Annotated in this window: 23 protein-coding genes; 20 read left to right on the plus strand and 3 right to left on the minus strand. The window is 71.1% G+C overall.

The features are described from left to right. The first annotated feature begins 12 nt into the window (after nt 1-12). From VMD91_10095 to VMD91_10185, 19 genes are all read left to right on the plus strand, one after another. Nucleotides 13-792 carry an ABC transporter ATP-binding protein gene (locus VMD91_10095; protein HTW84407.1) on the plus strand — a complete coding sequence of 260 codons (780 nt, stop codon included), beginning with the start codon at nt 13-15 and terminating at the stop codon, nt 790-792. After that, entirely contained in the window at nt 789-1559 is a 771-nt protein-coding gene (locus VMD91_10100; GenBank protein HTW84408.1) for an ABC transporter permease, read from the plus strand. The genes VMD91_10095 and VMD91_10100 overlap by 4 nt, the downstream gene beginning before the upstream one ends. A gap of 11 nt (nt 1560-1570) precedes the next feature. Next, nucleotides 1571-2617, plus strand: a complete 1047-nt coding sequence (locus VMD91_10105; protein ID HTW84409.1) for an ABC transporter substrate-binding protein — start codon at nt 1571-1573, stop codon at nt 2615-2617. Next, the gene (locus VMD91_10110) at nt 2598-3128 is read left to right on the plus strand and encodes a thiamine pyrophosphate-binding protein (protein ID HTW84410.1); all 531 of its coding nucleotides are present in this window, start codon (nt 2598-2600) and stop codon (nt 3126-3128) included. The genes VMD91_10105 and VMD91_10110 overlap by 20 nt, the downstream gene beginning before the upstream one ends. Next, the gene (locus tag VMD91_10115) at nt 3125-3715 is read left to right on the plus strand and encodes a thiamine pyrophosphate-dependent enzyme (protein HTW84411.1); all 591 of its coding nucleotides are present in this window, start codon (nt 3125-3127) and stop codon (nt 3713-3715) included. Before VMD91_10110 ends, VMD91_10115 begins: the two co-directional genes overlap by 4 nt. A gap of 154 nt (nt 3716-3869) precedes the next feature. Next, nucleotides 3870-4310, plus strand: coding sequence for a division/cell wall cluster transcriptional repressor MraZ (gene mraZ, locus VMD91_10120; protein ID HTW84412.1), 441 nt, complete (start codon nt 3870-3872; stop codon nt 4308-4310). A gap of 174 nt (nt 4311-4484) precedes the next feature. Beyond that, nucleotides 4485-5357 carry a 16S rRNA (cytosine(1402)-N(4))-methyltransferase RsmH gene (rsmH, locus tag VMD91_10125; protein HTW84413.1) on the plus strand — a complete coding sequence of 291 codons (873 nt, stop codon included), beginning with the start codon at nt 4485-4487 and terminating at the stop codon, nt 5355-5357. Further along, entirely contained in the window at nt 5354-5773 is a 420-nt protein-coding gene (locus VMD91_10130) for a hypothetical protein (GenBank protein ID HTW84414.1), read from the plus strand. The genes rsmH and VMD91_10130 overlap by 4 nt, the downstream gene beginning before the upstream one ends. Continuing rightward, nucleotides 5773-7536 (plus strand): penicillin-binding protein 2, encoded by a 1764-nt coding sequence (locus VMD91_10135; protein HTW84415.1) that lies wholly within the window; start codon nt 5773-5775, stop codon nt 7534-7536. The genes VMD91_10130 and VMD91_10135 overlap by 1 nt, the downstream gene beginning before the upstream one ends. Next, nucleotides 7536-8966: a UDP-N-acetylmuramoyl-L-alanyl-D-glutamate--2,6-diaminopimelate ligase gene (locus tag VMD91_10140; protein ID HTW84416.1), complete on the plus strand. Its 1431-nt coding sequence runs from the start codon at nt 7536-7538 to the stop codon at nt 8964-8966. Before VMD91_10135 ends, VMD91_10140 begins: the two co-directional genes overlap by 1 nt. Then, nucleotides 8966-10333 (plus strand): UDP-N-acetylmuramoyl-tripeptide--D-alanyl-D-alanine ligase, encoded by a 1368-nt coding sequence (gene murF / locus VMD91_10145; protein HTW84417.1) that lies wholly within the window; start codon nt 8966-8968, stop codon nt 10331-10333. The genes VMD91_10140 and murF overlap by 1 nt, the downstream gene beginning before the upstream one ends. Next, nucleotides 10330-11025 (plus strand): coenzyme F420-0:L-glutamate ligase, encoded by a 696-nt coding sequence (locus tag VMD91_10150; GenBank protein HTW84418.1) that lies wholly within the window; start codon nt 10330-10332, stop codon nt 11023-11025. Before murF ends, VMD91_10150 begins: the two co-directional genes overlap by 4 nt. Further along, the gene (gene mraY, locus VMD91_10155) at nt 11022-11957 is read left to right on the plus strand and encodes a phospho-N-acetylmuramoyl-pentapeptide-transferase (GenBank protein ID HTW84419.1); all 936 of its coding nucleotides are present in this window, start codon (nt 11022-11024) and stop codon (nt 11955-11957) included. The genes VMD91_10150 and mraY overlap by 4 nt, the downstream gene beginning before the upstream one ends. Beyond that, nucleotides 11954-13366 (plus strand): UDP-N-acetylmuramoyl-L-alanine--D-glutamate ligase, encoded by a 1413-nt coding sequence (gene murD / locus VMD91_10160; GenBank protein HTW84420.1) that lies wholly within the window; start codon nt 11954-11956, stop codon nt 13364-13366. Before mraY ends, murD begins: the two co-directional genes overlap by 4 nt. Beyond that, entirely contained in the window at nt 13356-14525 is a 1170-nt protein-coding gene (ftsW, locus tag VMD91_10165; protein HTW84421.1) for a putative lipid II flippase FtsW, read from the plus strand. Before murD ends, ftsW begins: the two co-directional genes overlap by 11 nt. A gap of 2 nt (nt 14526-14527) precedes the next feature. Continuing rightward, complete coding sequence (locus tag VMD91_10170; protein ID HTW84422.1) at nt 14528-15700, plus strand: UDP-N-acetylglucosamine--N-acetylmuramyl-(pentapeptide) pyrophosphoryl-undecaprenol N-acetylglucosamine transferase; 1173 nt, start codon at nt 14528-14530, stop codon at nt 15698-15700. Continuing rightward, the gene (gene murC, locus VMD91_10175) at nt 15697-17070 is read left to right on the plus strand and encodes a UDP-N-acetylmuramate--L-alanine ligase (protein ID HTW84423.1); all 1374 of its coding nucleotides are present in this window, start codon (nt 15697-15699) and stop codon (nt 17068-17070) included. Before VMD91_10170 ends, murC begins: the two co-directional genes overlap by 4 nt. Continuing rightward, nucleotides 17067-18002, plus strand: coding sequence for a UDP-N-acetylmuramate dehydrogenase (gene murB / locus VMD91_10180; protein ID HTW84424.1), 936 nt, complete (start codon nt 17067-17069; stop codon nt 18000-18002). The genes murC and murB overlap by 4 nt, the downstream gene beginning before the upstream one ends. Beyond that, nucleotides 18002-18931 carry a D-alanine--D-alanine ligase gene (locus tag VMD91_10185; protein HTW84425.1) on the plus strand — a complete coding sequence of 310 codons (930 nt, stop codon included), beginning with the start codon at nt 18002-18004 and terminating at the stop codon, nt 18929-18931. Before murB ends, VMD91_10185 begins: the two co-directional genes overlap by 1 nt. Here VMD91_10185 and VMD91_10190 read toward each other — a convergent pair. Then, nucleotides 18928-19788, minus strand: a complete 861-nt coding sequence (locus VMD91_10190; protein HTW84426.1) for a YhjD/YihY/BrkB family envelope integrity protein — start codon at nt 19786-19788, stop codon at nt 18928-18930. The genes VMD91_10185 and VMD91_10190 overlap by 4 nt on opposite strands. A 96-nt stretch (nt 19789-19884) precedes the next feature. Here VMD91_10190 and VMD91_10195 point away from each other — a divergent pair, with 96 nt between their 5' ends. After that, nucleotides 19885-21876 carry a S9 family peptidase gene (locus VMD91_10195; GenBank protein HTW84427.1) on the plus strand — a complete coding sequence of 664 codons (1992 nt, stop codon included), beginning with the start codon at nt 19885-19887 and terminating at the stop codon, nt 21874-21876. Nucleotides 21877-21879: 3 nt separating this feature from the next. On the opposite strand, the gene VMD91_10200 is transcribed toward VMD91_10195, so the two are convergent. Beyond that, on the minus strand, nt 21880-22797 hold the full coding sequence (locus VMD91_10200; GenBank protein ID HTW84428.1) for a Dyp-type peroxidase: 918 nt from the start codon (nt 22795-22797) through the stop codon (nt 21880-21882). Nucleotides 22798-22813: 16 nt separating this feature from the next. Then, nucleotides 22814-24160: a hypothetical protein gene (locus tag VMD91_10205; protein ID HTW84429.1), complete on the minus strand. Its 1347-nt coding sequence runs from the start codon at nt 24158-24160 to the stop codon at nt 22814-22816. Nucleotides 24161-24190 lie beyond the last annotated feature (30 nt).

A 24190-nucleotide genomic window follows, 5' to 3' on the forward strand; every position in this document is an offset into this window, starting at 1 on the left:
CTCCGGGCGCCGATGAGCACGCTGGTCGCGGTCGAGGACGTGACGCGTACGTTCACGCGCGGAGGTGGCACCCAGCGCGCGCTCGACGGTGTCTCGCTGACGATCGAGGGCGGCAGCTTCGTCTCGCTGGTCGGGCCGAGCGGCTGCGGCAAGTCGACCTTGCTCAACCTGATCGCCGGGCTGATCGCGCCGAACAGCGGGCGCGTCGTGCACGCCGGCGCGGTCGTGGCGGGCCCGCGGATGAACGTCGGCTATCTGACCCAGAAGGACACGCTCTTGCCGTGGCGCGACGTGCTGCAGAACATCGCGCTGCCGCTGGAGATTCGCGGGGTCGAGCGCGCGGAGCGCGAGCGCCGGGCCGCGGAGCTGATCGAGCGCGTCGGGTTGGGCGGGCGCGAGCGCGCGTATCCGCGCGAGCTCTCGGGCGGGATGGCGCGCCGCGCCTCGCTGGCGCGCATGCTGATCGCGCAGCCGGACTTGCTGCTGCTCGACGAACCGTTCTCCGCGCTCGACGCGCAGCTGCGGCTGGAGATGCAGAACGAGCTGGGGCGCCTGTGGTACGGAACGGGCCGCACCGTCGTCTTCGTCACGCACGACCTCGACGAAGCGATCGTGCTCGGCGACCGGGTCGTCGTGCTGGGGCCGGGCGGCAGCGTGCGGCGCGACGAGACGATCGCGCTCGCGCGTCCGCGCGACGCGGTCGCGGTCCGGCGCACCCCGGAGTACCGCGCCATCGAAGAGCACCTCTGGGAGGCGCTGATGACGGCGCGCGCGCCGGAGTCCGTCGCTTGACACGGATCACGCTCTGGCGCCTGGTGCTGCTGGTCGTGACGCTCGCGGTCTGGCAGCTCGTCGGCACCTCGAAGGCGGTCAGCTTTTACGTCAGCAGCCCGAGCGCGATCGGCGCGCGCGAGTGGCAGTGGGCGGTCGACGGCTCGCTCTGGTTCCACACCTCGATCACCGTCGAGGAGACCGTCGCCGGCTTTCTGTGCGGCGCGATCAGCGGGATCGTGCTCGGCTTCTTGATCGGACCGCGCCGCGAGCTGGGTGCGGTGCTCGACCCGTTCATCATCGCCGTCTACTCGATCCCCAAGGTCGCGCTGGCGCCGCTCTTCATCGTCTGGTTCGGCGTCGGCCTGAGCATGAAGATCATCTTGGCGACGGTGACCGTCTTCTTCATCGTGTTCTTCAACACGGTCGCCGGCGTGCGCAACGTCGACGCGGACCTGGTCAACGCGGTCTGGCTGATGGGCGGGTCGTCGCGCACGATCTTGTTCAAGGTCATCGTCCCGCACGCGATGAGCTCGGCGCTGACCGGCGCGCGCATCGCGATCCCCTACGCGCTGATCGGCGCGGTGATCGGGGAGCTGATCGCCAGCAACCGCGGCATCGGCTACCTGATCTCCTCGGCCGCCAGCGGATTCGACACCGCCGGCGTCTTCGCCGCGCTGATCACGCTGACGATCCTGGCGACGCTGCTCAACGCGCTGGTCGACGTCATCGACCGCTACACGTCCCGCTGGAAGACCGAAGCCAACCTTACGCTGCGCCCGAACTGAGGTTCATCACGATGCCATTCGTTTCGCGCCGGGATTTCGTTCGCTCCGCGACCGCGGCGTCGCTGCTCGCCGGTGCCGGCGGCGTGCCTGCCTTGGCGGCCACCACGCGCTTGAACGTCGGCACCATCGGCCACTCGATGGCGCACTTCGCGCTCTATCTGGCCCAGCAGGAGGGCTATTTCGGCCAGAACGGCGTCGACATCGGCAAGCCGACGGAGCTTTCGACCGGCGCACTGGTCGGCACCGCGGTCACCTCGGGCAGTATCGACGTCGGGTCCTCACCGATCACCGACGTGTTCTCGCTCGCGAAGGCGGGCCGTTCGGCGAAGATCATCGCGGTCTCGATGGCGGCTTTCTACGTCGACCTGATCGCGTCGACCAAGCTCATGCAGAGCGCGAACCTGCGCACCGACAGCCCGCTCGAGGACAAAGTGCGCGCGCTGCGCGGCAAGAACATCGGCATCACCGGGCCCGGCAGCGGGACCGAGGCGCTGGTGAAGTACTTGCTCGAGACGCAGAAGATCGACCCGACCCGCGACGTCCAGCTGATCAACGTCGGCGCCAACATCGCCTCGGTGCTGGCGGCGCTGCGCACCAACCGCATCGACGCCGTCTCGTTCGCCTGGCCGCTGGGCCAACAGGCGCAAGTCGAAGGCATCGGTGAGACGCTGATCAGCCCGGCGCGCGGCGACGTGCCGGCGATGGACCACCAGATGCACGGCGTCATCTACGCGACGCAAGACGTCATCGACCACAAGCGCGAGGCGATCGAAGGCTTCATCCGCGGCTACGCGCGCGCGTGCTCGACGATCATCAACGAGCCGGTCAAGGCGCGCGAGGTGCTCACGAGCTTCTACCCGGGGATGGAGCCGCGCGCGCTCGAGCTGACGTTCCAGGTCTTCCGCTTGCGCGCCGTGCCGAGCTCGCCGATTCCCGACCGCCAAGGCTACGAGAAGGCGATCAAGTTCCACCTGGCCGAGGGCCTCATCACGCAAGAGTACCCCTACGACAGCCTGGTCGCCAAGAGCGTGATCGAAGATGCCCTCCGCAAGCACTGAGCGCTGGTCCGACGTCGTCCTGGCGACGCTCAAGGCCAACGACGTGCGGCTGGTCACCTACGTGCCCGACAAGATCCTCATTCCGCTGATCGAGGGCGCGCACGCCGACCCGTTCTTCACCGCCTTCTCCGCCACGCGCGAGGAAGAAGCGCTCGGGATCTGCGCGGGCGCGTGGCTGGGCGGGATGCGCAGCGTGCTGATGATGCAGACCAGCGGCTTCGGCAACGTGCCCAACGCCCTCGCGTCGCTGGCGGTCGCGTATCAGATCCCGGTCGTGCTGCTGATCTCCGAGCGCGGTTCGCTGGGCGAGTTCAACGTCGGCCAGGTCTGGTCGAGCCGCGTCGTCGAGCCGGTCTGCTACGCGCTGGGCGTGCCGCACCACGTGATCGAGCGCGCCGCGGACGTCGGCTTCATCCTCGACCGCACCATCAAACAGGCCTGGGCGACGCAGCAGCCGGCGGCGCTGGTGCTCTCGCCGCTGCTGACCGGCGGCAAGGTGTTCGCGGCGTGAGCGCGCGGCTGCGCCGCATCGACCTGATGCGCCGGCTCGTCGCGACGCTCGGCGACGAGGCGGTGATCGGCGGGATCGGCAACACGAACTTCGACCTGTTCGCGGCCGGCCACCGCAAGCAGAACTTCTACATGTTGGGCAGCATGGGGCTGGCGTTCCCGATCGCGCTCGGCGTCGCCCTGGCGCAGCCGCAGCGCCGCGTCATCGGGATCGACGGCGACGGCTCGCTGCTGATGAACCTCGGCTGCCTGGCGACGATCGGGATGGTGGCGCCCGCGAACCTCACGCTGCTGGTGATGGACAACAGCTCCTACCAGATCACTGGCGGCCAGCCCAGCGCGAGCGCGAGCGGCGCCGACTTCGTCGCGCTGGCGCGCGGTGCCGGCATCGCGCGCAGCAGCTGGGCCGACGACGAGGACGCCTTCGCGCGCCTGGTCCGCGAGGCGCTCGACGCCGACGGACCCGCGCTGATCGCCGCCAAAATCGACGGCAGCGCCGCGGTCGGTCAACCCGACCGCGACCCGCCGCAGATCCGCGACCGCTTCATGCAAGCGATGGGCGTCCGCCAGGAGTTTGGCTCGCGATGAGCGTCAGCCGGCGGCCGACTTCCTAGCGCAGCGCTCCCTCACCAGCTTCGCACGTGACCGAACAGATGTTCGTATCCCATGACGGTTGCCGCATGGCATGTGGTGGGATATAGTGGGTGACAGTGGATGAGTGTGGGGTCTAGTGGGATTCCCTGTGGGGGATCGTCCGCTGTTCACCGGTTCGGTCGACCACAGCCTTGACGACAAGGGTCGCCTCGTCGTGCCCGCCCGCTTCCGCGAACGGTTGGGCGCCGGGTTCTTCCTGACCATCGCCGAGCCCGATCCGTGCCTGGCGCTCTATCCCGCCGGCGCCTGGGCCGAGGTCTGCGCCCGGCTGGAAGCGGCGCCGGTGAAGGATGCGCGCTACCGCAGCTACGTGCGCCACCTGTTCGCGCACACCGAAGAGTTGAGCTGCGACGCGCAGGGCCGCCTGGTCATCCCGGCCGCGCTGCGGAGCTACGCCGGCATCGAGAAGGACGTCGTCTCGATCGGGTCGCTGACCCGGGTCGAGGTCTGGGCCAAGGATCAGCACGCCAAGCACGTGCGCGACCGCGGCGACCTCCCCGACTTCGCCACCGAGCTGGGGCTATTTTGACGTTCCGTTTGATCGATCGCGGAGCGATCGCCATCGTGCCAGGCGAGGTTGTGTTCGCGGCGCGGCCCACGGGGGACCGCGCCCCGTTCCCTTTCGTTCTGCCGCGCCTCGTCGGGGGGACCCGCGCGCGAAGCGCGTGGGGGGCGCGCAGCCGTGGGCGGAGCGCCGTTAGACATGCAGCCCGCGCATCTGCCCGTCATGCCGCGCGAGACGATCGACGCGCTGGCGATTCGGCCCGATGGGACGTACGTCGATGCGACTTTCGGCGCCGGCGGCCATTCGGCGTTGATCCTGGCTGCGCTCGGGCCGTCGGGCCGGCTGGTGGCGTTCGACCTCGATCCGAGTGCCGCGGAGCGCGTCCCGGACGACCCCCGCTTCACCCTGCTGCACGCGAACTTTCGCGAGCTGCGCGAACGGCTGTCGGCGCTCGGGATCAGCACGCTCGACGGGGTGCTGTTCGATTTGGGAGTGAGCTCGATGCAGCTCGATGAGGGCGAGCGCGGCTTCTCGTTCCGCACCGCGGCACCGCTCGACATGCGGCTCGATCCGACGACCGGGCTCAGCGCCGCCGAGTGGCTCGACGCGCACGACGAGCGCGAGATCGCCGACGCGATCTATCAGTACGGCGAGGAGCGCGCCTCGCGCCGCATCGCGCGCTCGATCGTCGCGTTGCGCGACGCCGGCACGCCCGTGCGCGACACCGTCGACTTGGCGACCGTGGTGGCGCGGGTCGTGCCGCGCTCGGGCCGCATCCATCCCGCGACGCGCACCTTCCAGGCGCTGCGCATCGCCGTCAACGACGAGCTGGGCGCGCTGCGCGCCGGGCTCGACGCCGCCTTCGACCTGGTCGCGATCGGCGGGCGCATCGCGGCGATCAGCTTTCACTCGCTCGAGGACCGCATCGTGAAGCACACCTTCCGCGAGGACCCGCGCGTGCGGCCCGTCGCGCGCAAGCCGATCGTCGCCGGCGACGAGGAGCTGGCGATCAACCCGCGCGCGCGCAGCGCCAAGCTGCGCGTCGCCGAGCGCGTCGAGGTGGCGGCATGATCGCCCCGCAACGCATCCTCGAGGAAGGCCCGCGGCGTTCCGAGCGCATTCGCGAGGCGACTCAGCGGCGCACGCGGCGCAAACGGCGCCGTTTCCACGCGCCGGCCCTCGCCGTCGTCGGGCTGGCCGTCGCCGTCCTGCTTCCGTTGATGGGCTACGTCGCGCTGTGCGCGAACGTCACCTCGCTGAGCTTTTCGCTGGCGCGCGTCGAGCACGACCGCAGCGCGCTGGCCGACGAGACGCAGCGGCTCGACGACCGCATCGCGCGGCTCGAGTCGCCCGACCGGCTGGCGGCAATGGCCGCCAAACTGCACCTGCACGATCCGCACGTCTACGCGGTCGTGCGCCTCCCCGAGCCGAAGGTGCAGCCCTCCCCGTCGGGGCTCGCGTTCTTCGGGTGGATTAGCGGTCACTGATGGCGGCGCGTGCGTTTGCGCGCGTCGCCCCCGTGCGCGCGAAGGTGTCGCTGGCGATCGTGCTGCTGCTCGCGCTCGGCCTGGTCGCGCGGCTCGCCGACGTGCAGATCCGCGAAGGGCCGGCGCTGGCGCGCAAGGCGCTCGCGCAGCACGACGAGACGCACGAGACGTTCGCCCGGCGCGGTGCGATCCTCGACCGCGACGGCGGCGTGCTGGTGCGCTCGCTGCCGTCCGAATCGATCTACGCCGTCCCCGACGCCGTCACGAACAAGCACGAGAGCGCGGTCGCGCTGGCGCCGTTGCTGCATCGTCCGGTCGCCGCGGTCGAAGCGGACCTGCAGGGTGACGGGCAATTTCGCTGGCTGGCGCGCAAGGTGCCGCACGAGGTCGCCGAGCAGGTGCGCGCGCTGGGGCTGACCGGCATCGCGACGGAGCCCGAAGAGACGGGGATCCGGTTCGTCGCCGCCGGCCGCCTCGCCTCGACCGTCATCGGGTTCACCGGCACCGACGAGAACGGCTTGGACGGCCTGGAGTACTCGCTCGACAAAGTCTTGCGCGGGACGCCCGGACGCGAGCGGATCGAAGCCGACGAGTTCGGCCACGCCATCCCGTTCGGCGAGACGCAGGTCATCGAGCGCGCCGTCCCGGGGACGACGGTCGTCACCACGCTCGATCCCTACCTTCAATACGAAGCGGAACGGCTGCTGGCCGCCGACGTCAAGCAGTGGCACGCCGCCAGCGGCTCCGTCGTCGTCATGGACCCGTGGACCGGCGAGCTCCTGGCGATGGCGAACGTCCCCGACTTCGACCCCTCCCACTTCGCCCGGTCCTCGTCGGACACGTGGCGCGACCGGGCGATCAGCGACGCCTACGAGCCGGGCTCGACGTTCAAGCTGATCACGGCCGCCGCGGCGCTCGAGAGCGGGAAGGTCACCACCGCGTCGCGCTTCCCCACGCACGACCAGATCACGGTCGGCGGCCATACCATTCACAACGCCGAGGACGGCTTCTTGGCGGGTACGTCGTCGAACGAGTCGATGGAAGACGTCATCGCGTACTCGCACAACGTCGGCGCGGCCGAGATCGCGCTCAAGATCGGCGCGCACGCAATGGCCGACGAGATCGCGCGCTTCGGCTTCGGCGACCCGACGCAGGTCGAGCTGCCCGGCGAGAACCCCGGCATCGTGCCGCCGCTGGCCGATTGGAGCGGTTCGTCGCTGGCGACGATCGCGTTCGGCCAGGGGATCTCGGTCGAGCCGCTGGCGCTGATCCGCGCGTACTGCGCGATCGCGAACGGCGGGCTGCTGCTGCGGCCGCGCATCGTGCACGCGTTCGAGAACGCGAAGGGCGATACCATCTATACGTACGGTCCGGAGATCGAGCGGCGCGTCATCAGCGAACACACCGCGGCGATCCTGCGCGGTTTTCTGCGCGCGGTCGTCGTGCGCGGCACCGGCAATCCGACCGCTCGCGTGCCTGGCTGGACGACGGCCGGCAAGACCGGAACCGCGCAGATCGAGGAACACGGCGTGTACGAGCCGGGCGCCTACGTCGCGTCGTTCATCGGCATGATCCCGGCCGAGTCGCCGCGCTACGTCATCCTGGTCAAAATCGACCGGCCGCGCGGCGCGTACTACGGCGGCACCGTCGCCGCGCCGGTGTTCGCGCAACTGGCGCGCGACGCGATGTTCCATGCCGGGATCATGCCGGCCGCGCCTCCTCGCTTGGTCCGCCACGCGGCGGCGTCGAAAGCGAAGCGCTGATGCGAGAGATGGCCGGACTCGTCGCTTCCCTCGAGGAGGCACGCGTCGTCGGGACGCTCCCGTCGGCGGTGGACGCGCTCGCGAGCGATTCGCGCGCCGTTCGGCCCGGAACGTTGTTCGTGGCACTGCGCGGTCAACGCAGCGACGGCCATGCGTACGTCGGCGATGCGGTGCGGCGCGGCGCGGCCGCGCTGGTCGTCGAGCGCGAGGTCGAAACCGACGTGCCGACCATTGTCGTACCGGACACGCGGCGCGCGGCCTCGCAGCTGGCCGACGCGTTCTACGATCATCCCTCGCGAGCGCTCACGATCGTCGGCGTCACCGGCACCAACGGCAAGACGACGACCACGCACCTCGTGCGCGACGTGCTCGAGGCGGCCGGCATCCCGTGCGGTTTGGTCGGGACGCTGGGCGGCTCGTTCGGCGAGCGCAGCTGGCCGCTGACGAACACGACGCCGCTGGCGATCGAGCTGCACGCGCTCCTCGCCGCGCAGCGCGACGCGGGCGCGCGCGCGGTCGCGATGGAGGTCTCCTCGCACGCGCTGGCGCTCGACCGCGTCGACGACGTGCGCTTCGTGGTCGCGGCGCTGACCAACATCACCCGCGACCACCTCGACTTCCACGGCACCATGGAACGCTACATCGCCGCCAAGCGTCACCTGTTCGATCTCGCCCCCAAAGCGGTGCTCAACCTCGACGACGAGACCGGCCGCACGTTCGCGGCCGCGCTGCCCGACGCGCTCACCTACGCGGTCGACGACCGCAACGCCACGCTGCACGCGACCGAGCTGCAGCTCGAAGGCGACGGCTCGAGCTTCTTGATCGACGGCGCCGCCGTCTCGATCGCGCTGCCCGGCCGCTTCAACGTGCGCAACGCGCTGGCGGCGTTCGGGATCGGCGTCGCGCTGGGGATCGACCGGGCGACCATCGCGCGCGGCCTGGCCGCGACACGCGCCGTCCCGGGGCGGATGGAGCGGATCGGCGCCTTCGGCATCGACGCGATCGTCGACTACGCGCACACGCCCGACGCGCTCGAGAACGTGCTGCGCGCCGCGCGCGAGACGACTCGGCGGCAGCTGATCGTCGTGTTCGGCTGCGGCGGTGACCGCGACCCGGGCAAACGCGCCGAGATGGGCGAGATCGCGGCCCAGCTGGCCGACCGCGTCATCGTGACGTCGGACAACCCGCGCACCGAAGACCCGCTGGCAATCGCGCAGGCGATCGCGCGCGGGATCGAGGCCGAGATCGAGCTCGACCGCCGCGCGGCGATTCGCCGCGCGATCGGCGACGCGCGCCCCGGCGACACCGTCGTCATCGCCGGCAAGGGCCACGAGACGTACCAGATCGTCGGCACGAAGTCGCGCCCGTTCGACGACCGCGACGAAGTGCGCATGGCCTTCGACGCACGCGCGCAGGGCCTGCGAGCCTGATGCTGCTCGATACGGCGGCGGCCATCGAGGCGACCAACGCGCAGGCGCTCGTGCCCGATGCGTTGCCACCCACGCTGCTGGTGGAAACCGATACGCGCGCGCTCTCGTTGGGCAGCACGTTCCTCGCCTTGCGCGGCGAGCGCTTCGACGGTCATCAGTACGTCGCGCAGGCGTTCCGAGGCGGCGCGGTCTGCGCGATCGTCGACGACGCCGCCGTGGTGCCCGTCGGCCGGCCGGCGCTGGTCGTCGCCGACACGCTGCAAGCCTATCTCGATCTCGCCGGCTTGGCGCGCACGGCACTGCGCGGGCCGGTCGTCGCGATCACCGGCAGCACCGGCAAGACGACCACCAAGCAGTTCTTGCTCGGCCTGTTGCGCGGCGCGGGCGTCGACGCGGCGGCGACGCCCGAGAACGAGAACAACGAGGTCGGCGTCGCCAAGTTCCTGTGCGGCCTGGAGGCCGGAGATCTCCGCGTCGCGGTCGTCGAGATGGGCGCGCGCAAGTATCGCGACCTCGACGTCTTGGTCGCGGCGGCGCGCCCCGACGTCGGCGTGCTCACCAACGTCGGCGAAGCGCACCTGGAGATCATGGGGACGCGCGAACGGATCGCCGAGACGAAGTGGGCGCTGCCGGCCGGCGCGCGGCACGCGGTCCTCAACCTGGGCGACGAGGCGTCGCGCGCCCGCGCCGACACGCTGGCGGCGCCGCCGCTGTGGTACGGCATCGACGGCGAACGGCCGCCGCGAGGCCAACGCGCGATCGTCGTCGAGACCGAGGCCGTGTGGTGCGTCGCCGCGGACGGCACGACCGAGACGCACCGCATCCGGATCGGCTTCCCCGGCGACCACAACCGCCGCAACCTGGCCGGCGCGTTCGCCGCCGCGGTGCTGTGCGGCGCGCAGCCGGCCGCGCTGGCGACGGCCGTCGCGCAGTTGGCCCTGCCGCACGGGCGCTACGAGGTGGTCGAGCTGCCGGGCGCGATCACCTTGGTGTTCGACGCGTACAACGCCTCGCTGTCGGGGACGCTGGCCACGCTGGCGACCTTCGGCCGGCAGCCGGCACGGCGCCGCATCGCGGTGCTCGGCTCGATGGCCGAGCTGGGCGACGACGCGCCGGCGATGCACGAACGCATCGGCGCGCTGGCGGCGCGGCTCGATCTCGTGTTGGCCGGCGGGCGATTCCGCGACGACGTCGCGCGCGGCGTCGAAGCCGAAGGCGGGACCGTCGTGCGCTACGCCGACAACGACGAGGCGACGCGCTGGCTGCGCGCCAACGTGCGCGCCGGCGACGCGGTCCTGCTCAAGGGCTCGCGCATGTACAAGATGGAGGAGATCGCCCGCGGCCTGGGTGCCGAGGTGTTTGCGTGATTCCGGTTGCGATTCGCGAGGCCGGCGTCCCCGACGGGCTGGTCGCGATTCCGGTGCGCACGCGGCTGATCGTTCCGGGCGACGATCTCGTCGCGCTGATCGGCGAGGCGATCCAGGGGATCGCGCGTCCCGGCGACGTCGTCGCCGTCGCCGAGACCGCCGTCGCGATCGCGCAGTCGCGCTTCATCCCGGCCGAGTACATCCGGCCTTCGTGGCTGGCGCGCACGCTCTGCCGCCACGCCGGCGCGCTCGCGACCGTCAACCAGCCCGAGTCGCTGCAGCTGGTCATCGATCAGGCCGGCGTCGCCAAAGTCATCTGGGCCGGGATCGCGCACGTGCTGGGCGTGCTGCGCGGCAAACGCGGCGCGTTCTACGAGATCCTCGGCGAGGAGATCGCCACCATCGACGGCTACACCGGCACGCTGCCGCCCTACGAGCGCGCGATCGTGCTCGGGCCGGCCGAGCCCGACCGCGTGGCCTGCGCCGTGGCCGAGGCGCTGGGCGTCCACATCGCGATCGTCGACGCCAACGACCTGCGTCGCGCCAAGACGCTGGGCGCTTCGCCCGCCCTCGAGCGCGAGCGCGTCGAGCGCGCGCTGCTCGGCAACCCGCACGGCAACGGCGACGAGCAGACGCCGCTGGTCGTGCTGACCTGGCGCGGCGCGGGCCCGCATCCGCTGGTGCGCGCATGATCCGGCTGCTCGAAGCGTTCCTGGTCGCGCTGATCGTCGTCGCGCTGGTCGCGCCGACGCTGATCGCCCGGCTGCGCGGGCTTGCGTTCGGACAGACGGTCTACGAGCTGGCGCCGCAAACGCACCGCGCGAAGGCCGGCACGCCGACGATGGGCGGCGTCCTGTTCCTGGCCGCGCCGCTGGCGGCGCTGCTGTTCGCGCCCGACCGGCGCGTGTTGGCGCTCACCGTGCTGGTCGTCGCCTGCATGGCGATCGGCGCCGTCGACGACGTCGCGTCGATCCGCAAGCAGAAAAACCGCGGCTTGCGCGCGCTGCCGAAGTTCGCGCTAACCGCGCTGGCCGCGGTCGTCTTCCTCGCCGTCGCCGGACCGCAGCCGCCGGTACTGTTGGGTATCGGCGTCGTGCCGGTCTGGCTGTGGTACGTGCTCTCGGTGTGCGTCGTGCTGGCGACCACCCACGCCGTCAACCTGACCGACGGGCTCGACGGGCTGGCCAGCGGCACGATCGTGCCGCCGCTGATCGTGCTGGCGGTCTTGGCCTGGCGCCTGCAGATCGGCGACGTCGCCGCGTTCGATCTGGCCACGCTCGGCGCGGTGCTCGGCTTCTTGCTCTACAACCGTCACCCGGCGCGCGTTTTCATGGGCGACACCGGTTCGCTGGCCCTCGGCGGCGCGCTCGCCGGCGGTGCGATTCTGTGCGGCGCACACTTGTTGCTGCTCGTCATCGGCGGCGTCTTCGCAGCCGAAACCTTGAGCGTCATCGTGCAAGTCGCATCGTACAAGACGACGCGCCGCCGCGTCTTCCGCAAGAGCCCGCTGCACCACCACTTCGAAGAGGGCGGCTGGCCGGAGACGCGCGTGACGACCTCGTTCTGGCTGGCTTCGCTCGTCCTCTCGCTGCTGGGCTTCGCCCTGATCGCGCGCACCGCATGAACGCTATGGGAACCAGCGGTCACTTCGACCGCACCGATCACGTCCTGGTCATCGGCCTCGGTCGCAGCGGGCGGGCGAGCGTCGAGGTGCTGCGCGGCCGCGTCGGCTCGATCGTCGCCACCGACGAAGCGCCGCCCGAGCGGTTGGGCGAAGCGCTGGCGGAGCTCGACGCGGCGCACGTCCCGTTCGTCGCGCCCGAGCAGCTGGCCGAGGTGCTGCCGAAGACGACCGTCGCCGTCCTCTCGCCGGGCATCCCGCTCAACGGCGCGCTGGTGCGCCGGGTGCAGGCCGCCGGCGTGCCGGTGTTCAGCGAGGTCGAGGTGGCGTACCGCATCGGCAAGGCGCCGCTGATCGCCGTCACCGGGACCAAAGGCAAGACGACCACGACCGCGCTGATCGGCGCGCTGCTGACGGCGGGCGGCAAGACCGCGCACGTCGGCGGCAACATCGGCAACGCGCTGATCCGCGAAACGGCCTTCGCCGCGCCCGGAGATTGGGTCGTCGCCGAGGTCAGCTCGTTCCAGCTCGAGTCGATCCGCTCGTTCAAACCGCGCATCTCGCTGATCACCAACATCACGCCGGATCATCTCGACCGCTACCACTCGATGGACGAGTACGCCGAAGCGAAGTTCCGCATCTTCGCCAACCAAGGACCGCAGGACTGGTTCGTCGGCAACCTCGACGACCCGCTCGTCACGCAGGCGCCCGGCGAGGACAACAACCGCATCAAAGCGCGCCAACTGTGGTTCGCCGGCGAGCCGCACCGCAACACCGCGCTCTACCTGCGCGGCGGCAAGACGATCGTCTACGCCCCGCCGACCGGCGACCCGCGGCCGGTCGACATCATGCCGGTCAGCGAGATCCCGCTGTTCGGCCGCCACAACGTCGAGAACGTGATGGGCGCGATCCTGGTGGCGCTGGCGGCCGGGATCGACGTCGCGGCGATCCGCGAGGGCGTGCGCGCGTTCCGTCCGCTCGGCCATCGGCTCGAGCCGGTCGCCGAGATCAACGGCGTGCAGTTCGTCGACGACTCGAAGGCGACCAATCCCGGCGCGGTCATCGCGGCGCTGCGCTCGTTCGAGAAGCCGATCGTGCTGATCGCCGGCGGCAAGGCGAAGGGCACCGACTTCGCCGAGATGGGCAAGGTCATCAGCTCGCGCGCCAAGGCCGTCGTGCTGATCGGCGAGGCCGCGGACACGATCGCCGCGGTCGTCAAGCGCGCGCAGATCGAGCGTGCCGACTCGATGGACGAAGCGGTCGAACGTGCGCGCGCGCTGGCCGACTCGGGCGACGTCGTGCTGCTCTCGCCGGGCTGCGCCTCGTTCGACATGTTCCGTTCGGCCGAGCACCGCGGCGACGCGTTCGCCGACGCCGTGCGCGGCACCGACCCGGTCGCCCGTGCACGTTAGGAGCATCGCGGCCGGCGCGCCCGCGCGCCGCGCGCGGGCGCCGCGCGAGCAGGTGCTGCCGCGTGCGACGCACCCGGCCGACGCGCTGCTGCTCGGCTCGGTCGCGTTCCTGGTCGCGCTGGGTTTGGTCATGGTGTTCAGCGCCTCGAGCGCGACGGCGTACGCGATCTATCACGACACCGCCTATTACCTCAAGCGCCAGTTCGTCTATCTGATCGTCGGGCTCGCGCTGGCGTACGCGGCGTACCGCGTCGACTACCGGAAGCTCAAGGGGATCGCGCCGGGCCTGGTCATGGCGACCTGCGTGCTGCTGGTGCTCACGCTGATCCCGCACGTCGGCTTCGCCTCGGGCGGCGCGCGCCGCTGGCTCGGCTTGCGCGCGCTTTCCTTCCAGCCCTCGGAGCTGGCGAAGCTGGCGCTGGTGCTGTTCCTGGCCGCCAAGCTCTCGTCGTTGGGCGAGAACGTGCGCTCGCTCTCGAAGGGCGTCGTCCCGGCGCTGCTGGTCGCGGTGCTGCTGCTGGGCGTCCCGATCCTCGCCGAGCCCGACATGGGGACGGCCTCGCTGCTGATCTTCACCGCCTTCGCGATGCTGTTCACGGCCGGTGCGCGGATCGAGCACCTGCTGTTGGCGGCGTTCGTGATGATTCCGCCGGCGATTCTCGCCGTCGGCTCGTCGGCCTACAAGCGCGCGCGCGTGTTCGCGTTTCTCGACCCGTGGAAGGACGCGCAGAACACCGGCTTCCACATCGTGCAGTCGCTGCTGGCGCTGGGCAGCGGCGGGATCTTCGGCTTGGGGCTCGGGCACTCGCGCCAAAAGTACTTCTATCTCCCCGAAGCGCACACCGACTTCATCTTCGCCGTGCTCGGCGAGGAGCTGGGAATGCTCGGCGCGATCGTCGTGCTGGCCCTGTTCGTCGTCTTCGCGGTCCGCGCGACCGTTCTCGCGCTGCGCGCGCCCGATCGTTTCGGGATGCTGCTGGCGATGGGCTGCACGTTCCTGATCGTCCTCCAGGCCTTCATCAACATCGGCGTGGTGACGTCGTCGTGGCCGGTCACCGGCGTCCCGCTCCCGTTCATCTCCTTCGGCGGCACCTCGCTGATCGTCTCGCTGATCGCCGTCGGCTTGATCGCGAACGTCGGCCGGTACCGCACCCGCTGACGATGGGACGCGTCGGGCCGGCGCTGCGGGTCGCATTCGCCGGCGGCGGCACGGGCGGGCATGTCTATCCGGCGCTGGCGATCGACGACGTGCTGCGCGCGCAGTACCGGCCCGACGCGTACCAGGCGCACTTCTTCGGCAACCGCGACCGCATCGAGGCGCAGCTGGTGACGGCGATGCCGATCACCTTCGTCCCGAGCGCGCCGCTGCAGCGCCGCTTCTCGCTGGGGATGCTGCGCACGCTCGCGCTCAACGTCGCCGGGATCGTCGTCGCGCTCGGTGCGCTGGCGCGCTTCCGGCCGCTGATGGTGGTCGCCACCGGCGGCTTCGTCTGCTTTCCGGTCGTCGTCGCGGCGCGCATCCTGCGCACGCTGCGCGTGCTGCGCTGCGGGATCGCGCTGCTCGAGATCAACGTCACGCCCGGCTTGACCAACCGGCTGTTGGCGCCGCTGGTCGACGAGGTGTGGACCACCTACGCCGCCTCGGAGGCGTGGTTCGGACGCAAGGCGATCCAGACCGGCGCGCCGGTGCGCGCGTCGCTGCAGCAGGTCAAGGACGCGCCCAGCGCGCGCGACCGGCTCGGACTCGATCCCGACGGCACGACGATCGTCGTGATGGGCGGCAGCCTAGGCGCGCGCTCGATCAACGAGGCGGTCGCGGCGCTGGTGACGAGGCGCACCCTGGGCGATCGCTGGCAGGTGCTGCACGTCAGCGGCGAACGCGACTACGAATACATGCAGGCCGAAGAGCGTGAACCGGCGCCGGGCAACCGGGTCGTGCTCGTGCCCTATCTGGCCGATCCCGCCGATGCGTATGCCGCCGCCGACGTCGCGATCACCCGTTCGGGCGCCTCGACGCTGGCGGAGCTGGCCGTGACCGGGACGCCGGCGATCTTGATCCCGTATCCGCACGCCGCCGACGGGCACCAGGCGCACAACGCCGCGCTGTTCGCCGAACAGGGCGCGGCGATCGTCATCCCCGACGCCGAGCTCGACGGCGACCGGCTGTGGTGGGCGCTGCGGGACATCCTCGAGACCGACCGGCTGCGCACCATGCGGACGGCCGCGCGCTCGCTGGCACCGCGCAACGCGGCCGATGCGATCGTGGCCCGCATCGAGCGAGCGATTCCCGCGCGGGTGGCCGGCACGGCCGCCGCGAACGAGGCCGAGTCGTGAAGGAAGCCGCGTACCATCTCGTCGGCGTCGGCGGGATCGGAATGAGCGCGATCGCGCGGCTGTTGCGCGCGCGCGGCGCGCACGTGAGCGGTTCCGACGTTCGTCGCACGCCGCTGATCGAAGCGCTCGAAAGCGAAGGCGTGCAGATCGCCATCGGCCATCGCGAAGAGAACCTCGGCGACGCGCCGACGGTCGTCGTCTCGTCGGCGATCGCGCGCGACAATCCCGAGTTCGTCGCCGCCGTCGACCGCCGGCTGCGGATCGTGACCCGCGGTGCGATGCTGGCCGAGCTGGCGCAAGGACAGAAGCTCGTCGCCGTCGGCGGCACGCACGGCAAGACGACGACGACCGCGATGCTGGCGTCGATCTTCGAGCAGGCCGGCTACGACCCGACCGTCGTGGTCGGCGGGATTCGCGTCGACACCGGCGACAACGCGCGCGCCGGCGCCGGACAATGGTTCGTCACCGAGAGCGACGAGTCCGACGGCTCGTTCCTGCACCTGAGCCCGACCATCGCGATCGTCACCAACGTCGAGAACGATCACATCGCCTCGGACGCCGAGCTGCCCAAGCTGCTCGAGCAATTCGTGCTGTTCGCCAACAAAGTGCCCGCGCACGGCCGCGTGCTGGTCGGCAACGACAACCGCGGCAGCGTCGTGGTCGGCAAACAGGCGCGCGCGCCGGTGACGACGTTCGCCACGCGCGCCGAGGCCGATTTGACGGTCACCGACGTGCGGTACGTCGACCTGGGCTCGCGCTTCACCGTCTGCGAGCTGGGCGCGCCGCTGGGCGAGCTGGAGCTGCTCGTGCCCGGCGAGATCAACGTCCAGAACGCGCTGGCGGCGATGGGCGCGGCGCGTGCGGCCGGGATCCCGTTCGACGCGGTCGCGCGCGCGCTGGCCGGTTTCCACGGCGTGCAGCGGCGCTTCGAGATCGTCGGCCGCGGCGCGCTGACCGTCGTCGACGACTACGCGCACCATCCGACGGCGATTCGCGAGACGATCGCGGCGGCGCGCCGCTTCGCGCACAACAAACCGATCATCGTCGCCTTTCAACCGCATCGCTACAGCCGCACGACCTACCTCAAGGACGATTTCGCGGCGGCGCTCGCGACCGCCGACCGCGTCGTGCTGGCGCCCATCTACGCCGCCTCCGAAGCGCCGATCGCCGGCGTGAGCGCGCGCTCGATCGGCGAACCGCTGGCGGCGGGCGGCACGCCGGTCGCGTACGTCGACGAGGTCGACGCGCTGCTGGACGCGATTCCCCGCGAGGCGCCCGACGGTGCGCTCGTGCTGATGCTCGGCGCCGGTTCGATCTCCGCGGTCGCGCACCGGTTGGGCGAGCGGGTCGACGCCGCGTTCGCGCGGTGAAGACGGTCCCGCTGCTCGACGAGGCCGATCGCGACGCGTTGCGCGCGACGTTCGGTGAGCGCGCGCGGTTCGACGCGTCGCTGGCCGACTACACGTGGTGGAAGATCGGGGGTCCCGCCGACGCGCTGCTCGACGTCGAGACCAGCGACGAGCTGGCGGTCGTGCTCGCGCACGTGCGGCGGCGCCGGCTGCCGATGTTCGTGCTCGGCGCAGGGTCGAATCTGCTGATCGGTGACGGCGGGATTCGCGGGGTCGTGCTGCGGCTCGGTGGCGCCTTCGCCGCGCTCGACGTTCGCGCCGACGGCGACGGCGTCACGGTCGCCGCCGGCGGAAGCGCCTCGCTCCCGGCGCTGTGCGCCCAGGTCGCCGGCCTCGGCGGCGTCGGCGTCGACGGCCTGGCGGGGATCCCGGCCAGCGTCGGCGGCGCGATCCGGATGAACGCCGGGACCGACCGCGAGATCGGCGAGTTCGCCCGCGAGGTCGTGGTGCAGACGCCGGCGCAGCCGCAGCCGCACGCGATTCCGGTCGGCTGGAAGTACCGCGAGACCTCGATTCCGCTCGACGCGATCGTCGCCCGAGCCACGCTGCGCTTCGAGCGCGGCGACCCGGCGGCGGTGCGGGAGCGGCTGCAGTCCCGGCTCGTCCGCCGCAAGGCGACCCAGCCGGTCGCGATCCCCAACTCGGGCTCGTGCTTCCGCAACCCGCCCGGCGATCACGCCGGCCGGCTGATCGAAGCAGTCGGGGCCAAGGGCTGGCGCGAAGGCGGGGCCGAAGTGTCCCCCTTGCACGCCAACTTCATCGTCAACACCGGCGGCGCGTCGGCATGCGACGTCGCCACGCTGCTGGCCCGGGTCCGCCGGGCCGTCGACGAACGGTTCGGCGTCGCCCTCCACCTCGAAGTCCACCTCGTCGGAGAGTTCACGGCCAACTGATGCCACTGCGAGTCGCTGTCGTCATGGGCGGTCCCAGCGCGGAGCGCGACGTCTCGATCCAATCCGGGACCGGCGTGATGCGCGCGCTGGCGTCGCTCGGCTACGACGCGCGTTCGCTCGACTTCGACGCGCGCTTCGTCGACGCGATCCGCGAGATCGAGCCCGACGTCGTCTTCAACGCGCTGCACGGCACCGGCGGCGAGGACGGCCAGATCCAAGGCATCCTCGATTGGCTGCGCATCCCGTACACGGGCAGCGGCCTGTGTGCGTGCGCGCTGGCGATGGACAAGCACCTGACCAAGAAGCTGTTGGCGGCCGAAGGGCTGCCGACGCCGGCCTGGGACGTGTTCGATCTCACCGGCGGAACGCTGCCGCTGCTGCCCGGTTCGCTGAACTTGCCGCTGGTCGTGAAGCCGCGATCGAGCGGCTCGAGCGCCGGCGTCTCGATCGTGCGCACGCACGAAGCGTGGTCGAAGGCGATGGTCGATGCGGCGGAGCGGATGCCCGAGGTCATCGCCGAGGAATACGTCGCCGGCCGCGAGTTCTCGTGCGGCGTCCTGGGCGAGGAGGCGCTGCCGGTCGTCGAGATCGTCTCGACGGACGAGTTCTACAGCTACGACGCGAAGTACAAGCCCGGCGGTTCGCGCCATCTGGTCCCCGCGCCGATCGACCACGACTTGACCGCGCGGTTGCAGAACCTCGCGCTCACCGTCCACCGTCTGCTGGGCTTGCGCGACATCTCGCGCACGGATTTCATCGTCACCAAAGAAGGCCGTCCGACGATCCTGGAGATCAACGCGCTGCCGGGGATGACGCCGACCAGCCTCGTCCCCGACGAAGCCGCGCAGATCGGCGTTTCGTACGAAGCGCTGGTCGATCGCCTCGTCCACTACGCGTTGGGCCGTCAGCTCGAGTCCGCGACCCCCTAGCGCGCGCGGCCGTTGCGGCGTTGCGAGCCGTATTCGCGGGCGTAGACGTACGTGAACTCGGCACCGAGCAAGAACAGGTACGACGAGTAGTACAGCCACAGCAGGATCAGGATCACGGAGGCGGCGCTGCCGTAGGTCCACGGCAGGTTGACGCGGTGCAGGTACTCGCCGATCGCGAACTGGGCCAGCGAGAAGCCGATCGTCGTCGCCGCGGCGCCGATGGCAACGTCACCCCAGGTCAGTGAGGTGCCCGGCAGCCAGCGGAAGAGCGCGGCGACGATCGGGAAGAGGATCAGCGCGCCGATGACGACGATCGCCGCGCGCACGCCGAGCGCGGCCAGCTCGCCGTGCGCGCCGATCGCGTGCACGGCGGCGGCCGCGGCCGCGCTGCCGAACACCAGCACTGTCAGGCCGCCGATGACGACCACCGAGAGCGCGCCGGCGGCGATGAACGCCACGATCGTCGCCGGCAGCGACGGGCTGCGGCGCAGGGGTGTTTCCCACATCGCGTGCAGCGCGCGCTGCACCGCGTAGAACAGGCGCGTTCCGCCGAACAGCGCGATCACCGCCGCGACGACCGTCGGCACGACGCGTTGCGCCATGCCGTGGCTGCTGATGTCGAGGTCGAGCGCGCGCACGCCGCCGTGGCCGACGATCGGATCGATCACCAGCGCCAAGCCGTGCAGGACCACCCGTTCCGTCCCCAACGCCTCGGCGATGCGCAACGTGATCAGCAACAGCGGCGCCAGTGCCAACGCGCCGAACGCGGCCATCGCCGCCGCATAGAGCCAGCCGTCGTCGGCGCTCCACTTCGCGTACGTCTCGCGGCCGAGGCGGGCCAGCGTGCGGCCGTCCATGCGTCGCCACCTTTGTCGCCGCGAACCGTCCGGCACCTGCTCGGCCAGGGCCGGCGCGTCGCAGGGACGCAAGCGGCCGGCACGAAGCGCGGGCCCATGCCGCGCTTCGCGTTTTCGTTGCTCGCCGCGTTCGTCGCGATTCCGCTCGCCGCGTCGGCGCGGCCGCTGCAGCCGGACGACCTCTATAAGCTGGTCTCCGTCAGCGACGTCGTCTTCTCGCCGAACGGAACGACGATCGCGTCGGTGCGGCGGCACGTCGCGGTCGCGAAGGATCGCCGCGAGGGGACCATCGTGCTCACCGACCTCGCCACCGGCGCGCAGCGGTCGCTGACGGTCGACCGCGCCGGGGTGGCGGCGCCGCAGTTCGCGCCCGACGGTACGTCGCTGGCGTTCCTCGCGCAGGACGAGAAGCACCACGGCCAGGTCTACGTGCTGCCGCTCGACGGCGGCGATGCGAAGGCGGTGACGGCGACGGCCCAGGGCGTGCAGCAGTTCGCGTGGCGTCCGAACGGGGCGACGATCGCCTACGTCACGCAGGATCCCGACCCGCGCAAGAAGGCCATCGACGCGCACCACGACGAGGTCGACCTCGCCGACGACGACTACCTGACGACCTCGTACACGCCGGCCTCGCACCTGTGGCTGGTCGATCGCGACGGGTCGCACGCGCATCGGCTCACCGCGGGCGGCTGGAGCTTCGCCACCGCGTACCCGCCCTCGCCGCCGGCATCGCCGCTCTCGTGGTCGCCGGACGGCAAGGAGATCCTGTTCACGCGCGTGCCCAACACGCGCGACGGCGACGCGTACCGCTCGCAGATCGAGCGCCTGGACGTCGCGAGCGGCAAGATCGTCCCGGTGACCGGTCACGACCGCTTCGAAGGGTTCGCGCAGTACTCGCCGGACGGCGCGAAGATCGCGTATCTCTACTCGCGCGACGGCGACCCGAACAACGAGAACGACGTCTTCGTCACCGATGCGGCGGGCGGCGCGGGCGTCGACGTCAGCCGGAAGCTCGACCGCGCGATCTATCGCGTGCAGTGGTATCCCGACGGCAAGTCGCTGCTGGTGGGCTCGCACGAGGGCACGCGCACGGTGCTCTACCGGTTGGCGCTCGACGGCAGCTTCACGCGCCTGGAGACCGGCGACGTGAACCCTGCGTGGTCGTTCTGGATCGACGCCGCGATCGCGAAGAACGGTACGATCGCGTTTCCTGGCTCGCAGATCGAACGGCCGACGGAGCTGTGGGTGCTCGCGCCGGGTGCCGCCGCCCCGCGCCGTCTGAGCGACGTGAACGGTGCGACGGCGAGCCTGCAGCTCGGCAAGATGGAGACGGTGACCTGGACGAACGAAGGCTACGACGAGGACGGCGTGCTCACGTATCCGGTCGGCTATACGGCCGGCAAGAAGTATCCGTTGGTGGTGCTGCCGCACGGCGGCCCGCAGGCCGCGTCGGTTGCGCAGTTCAACCTGCTCGACCAGCTGCTGGCGGCGCACGGCTACCTCGTCTTCGAGCCGAACTACCGCGGCAGCGACAACGGCGGCAACGCCTACGAGCGGGCGATCTACATGGACGCCGGCGCCGGCCCCGGGCGCGACGTGATGGCGGGCCTGGCGAAGGTCGAGGGTATGGGGATCGTCGACACCGCGCGCATCGGCGTGAGCGGCTGGAGCTACGGCGGCTACATGACCTCGTGGCTGATGTCGCACTATCACGTCTGGAAGACCGCCATCTCCGGCGCCGCCGTCAACGACTTCGTGGCGATGTACGACCTGGGCGACGCCAACTACCAGATCGGCTTCTCGTTCAAAGGCTCACCCTACGTGGGCGGCAACATGCGCGACTACGTCGCGCAGAGCCCGATCACGTACGCCGCGCAGACGCGCTGCCCGGTGCTCATCATCTCCGACACCGGCGACGTGCGGGTGCCGATCGCGCAGAGCTACGCGATGTACCACGCGCTGGCCGACAACCACATCCCGGTCCGTTTCGTCGGCATCCCGGTCAGCGGTCATTTCCCGGGCGACCCGGTCCGGCAAGCCGACGTCTACACGCTGTGGGTAAGCTGGATGGACCAGCATCTGAAGTAGCGGTCAGTCGTCGTCTTCGGGCGTGGCGAAGCGGCGTAGGCCGTCGAGCGAGGGGACGAAGTAGTACGCGCCGGTGAGCGGCGTCGTGTAGCGGGTGAGGGCGTCGCGAATGCCGTCGTCGCTGCCGGCCATCTGGCGCAGCATCTTGTCGAGCCGGAGCTGGTCCTGCGAGAAGCCGATGAACACCGTGCCGTGGTCGACGACGGTGCCGTACGGGACGTTGCGGCGGAAGATGTCCAGCTCTTTGCCGTCGACGTCGACCGTGGTGCGCGGGACGTGCGCGTCCTTGGGCATCGTGGCTTCGGGCAGCTCGACGCTGTCGAGCTTGGTGCGGCCGATGACCTTCTCTTGCTCGGGGACCGGCAAGTCGACGAAGAGGTGTCCGTCGTGACGCCACTTCTGGAACAGCAGCACGCTGCCGCCCGCGCCCGGCGAACCGTCGGGAACGCAGGCGACCAGCGGCGCCTGCATCAACGACGGGTTCTCGGTGCCGTCCTCGAAGCCGGTCAGATCGCGGCTGTGACGATACGACCAGCCGCTCTGCTCGCGCTCGATCGTGAGCACGCCCGTCAAGTCGTGCAAAGCGTCCGTCGCCGCGTCGAAGACGACGTCGTACGAGGCCCCGGCGAACCATAGCCACACGTCGGTCTGGGTTGCCGGCATCGAATACGACCCGGTGCCCTGCAGCGGCGCGTTGAATCCGGTCAGCGCGGCGGGCGTGTCGTCGGGCGCGATCGCACGCCACAGCTCGGGACGGAAGCCGGCGACGAAGTTGATGCCGCCGACCGTCGTGCGCGGCTCGTGCACGTCGGCGACCGCCTTCGCCACCGCCGCGGCATCGACGCCGGGCGCGACGGCGAGCTCGAGGAAGATGTGCGCGGGTTCGCCGATCGCGAAGATACCGGCTTGCGGAATCGCCATGCGGCCGGGAGTTGGCTCAGGGCACGATCCACGCCTCCGTGACGTGCAGGAACGCGCCGCCCTCCTTCGCGTTCGGCGTCCCCGGTTCGAAGCGCAGCACGTGTTGCCCGGCACGCGGCCAGCGCCATGCGAACAAGACGCTGTGCGGCAGCGTGCGGCCCGCGCTCGATTTGTTCTGCCAGATGCCCGTCGCGTCGAACGTCGGCCGGCCGTCGATCGCCACCCGTGCACGGCCGGCTTCGCAGCAGCGTTCGCCGATCGCGCCGAGCAGCGCGATCCCCGAGCCGGAAAAGCGCAACGTGGCTGGGACGTGGTCGATCGCGACCGGGTGCGGCCGCGCTCGTCGCCAGGCGGAGTCGGGCGTGACGCGCACGGCCGGCGCGAGCGCGCCCGCGGCGACGGCGAGCGCGAGGCCGCCGCTGGTCTGCCACGCGGTGACCGGGCCGGCCGGCGGCGGACCATCGAAGAACCGATCGTACTCGCCGTCGGCGCCGCGCGCGTGCGCGGCGGCGAGCGCGTTGCGAATCAGCCACCGGCGCGACCACCCGTCGCCGGCGTCGGCCAGACCGGCCAGCGCGCGCACGAGCGGCTCGACGACGTCGTTGCCGGCCTGCAGGTCGACGAAGATCCCGCGCGCGTCGTCGAGCTGCGCCGTCGCGCGCGCGGTGTCCCGAGCGTCGCGCGCGTAGCCGAGATCACCGGTCAGGTGCGCGAGCGCGCGGCCCGCGTCGATCATGATGCCGTTGACCGAAGCGAAAAAGCGATGCCGCAACGGGCGGCACGCGTGACCGTCGTCGAACACGTACACCGTGTAGAGGCCGGCGCGCCGGTCGAAGAACCAGTGGCGGATCGCCGCATAGTGGCGGCGCGCGTCGGCGAGGTACGCGGCGTCGCCCGTCCGGCGCGCCAGCAGCGCGGCGGCGAGGACGCGGTTGGCGTCCGTCTCGAGGGTCTTGAGCCCGCCGCCGCCGCCGAACGGCCGCTGATAGTCGATCTCCGGACACGCGCCGCGTGCGTAGAGGTCGGTCCGCGCGACGCTCGCGTAGGCGGCGCGCGCGTGGGCGAGCGCGAGCGGCTCGTCGGTCACGCCGTAGCGTCGCATCGCCGAGACCGCGTCCCACAGCGGGACGTCGCTCCATCCGGTACAGCCGCGGCCGCGGCACACGCGATAGGCCGGCGCACCTCGTTCGAGCGCGCGCGCATACGCGCGCAGTGCCGGCGCGTGCGTCGCGTGCCAGCGCAGCGCCAGCACCGCGGTCAGGCTGTCGGCGCCCCAGTCGCTGTCGCTCGCGCCGCACGGGAGGCGCGCGCATAGCTGCCAGCGGCCCTGCGGCACCACGAGGCGGGCGCGTAGCGTCGTCATCGCCGCGTCGCCGAGCGCGCCCAACGTCCG

This window comes from Candidatus Sulfotelmatobacter sp. (assembly GCA_035504415.1).
Classification (GTDB): domain Bacteria; phylum Vulcanimicrobiota; class Vulcanimicrobiia; order Vulcanimicrobiales; family Vulcanimicrobiaceae; genus Vulcanimicrobium.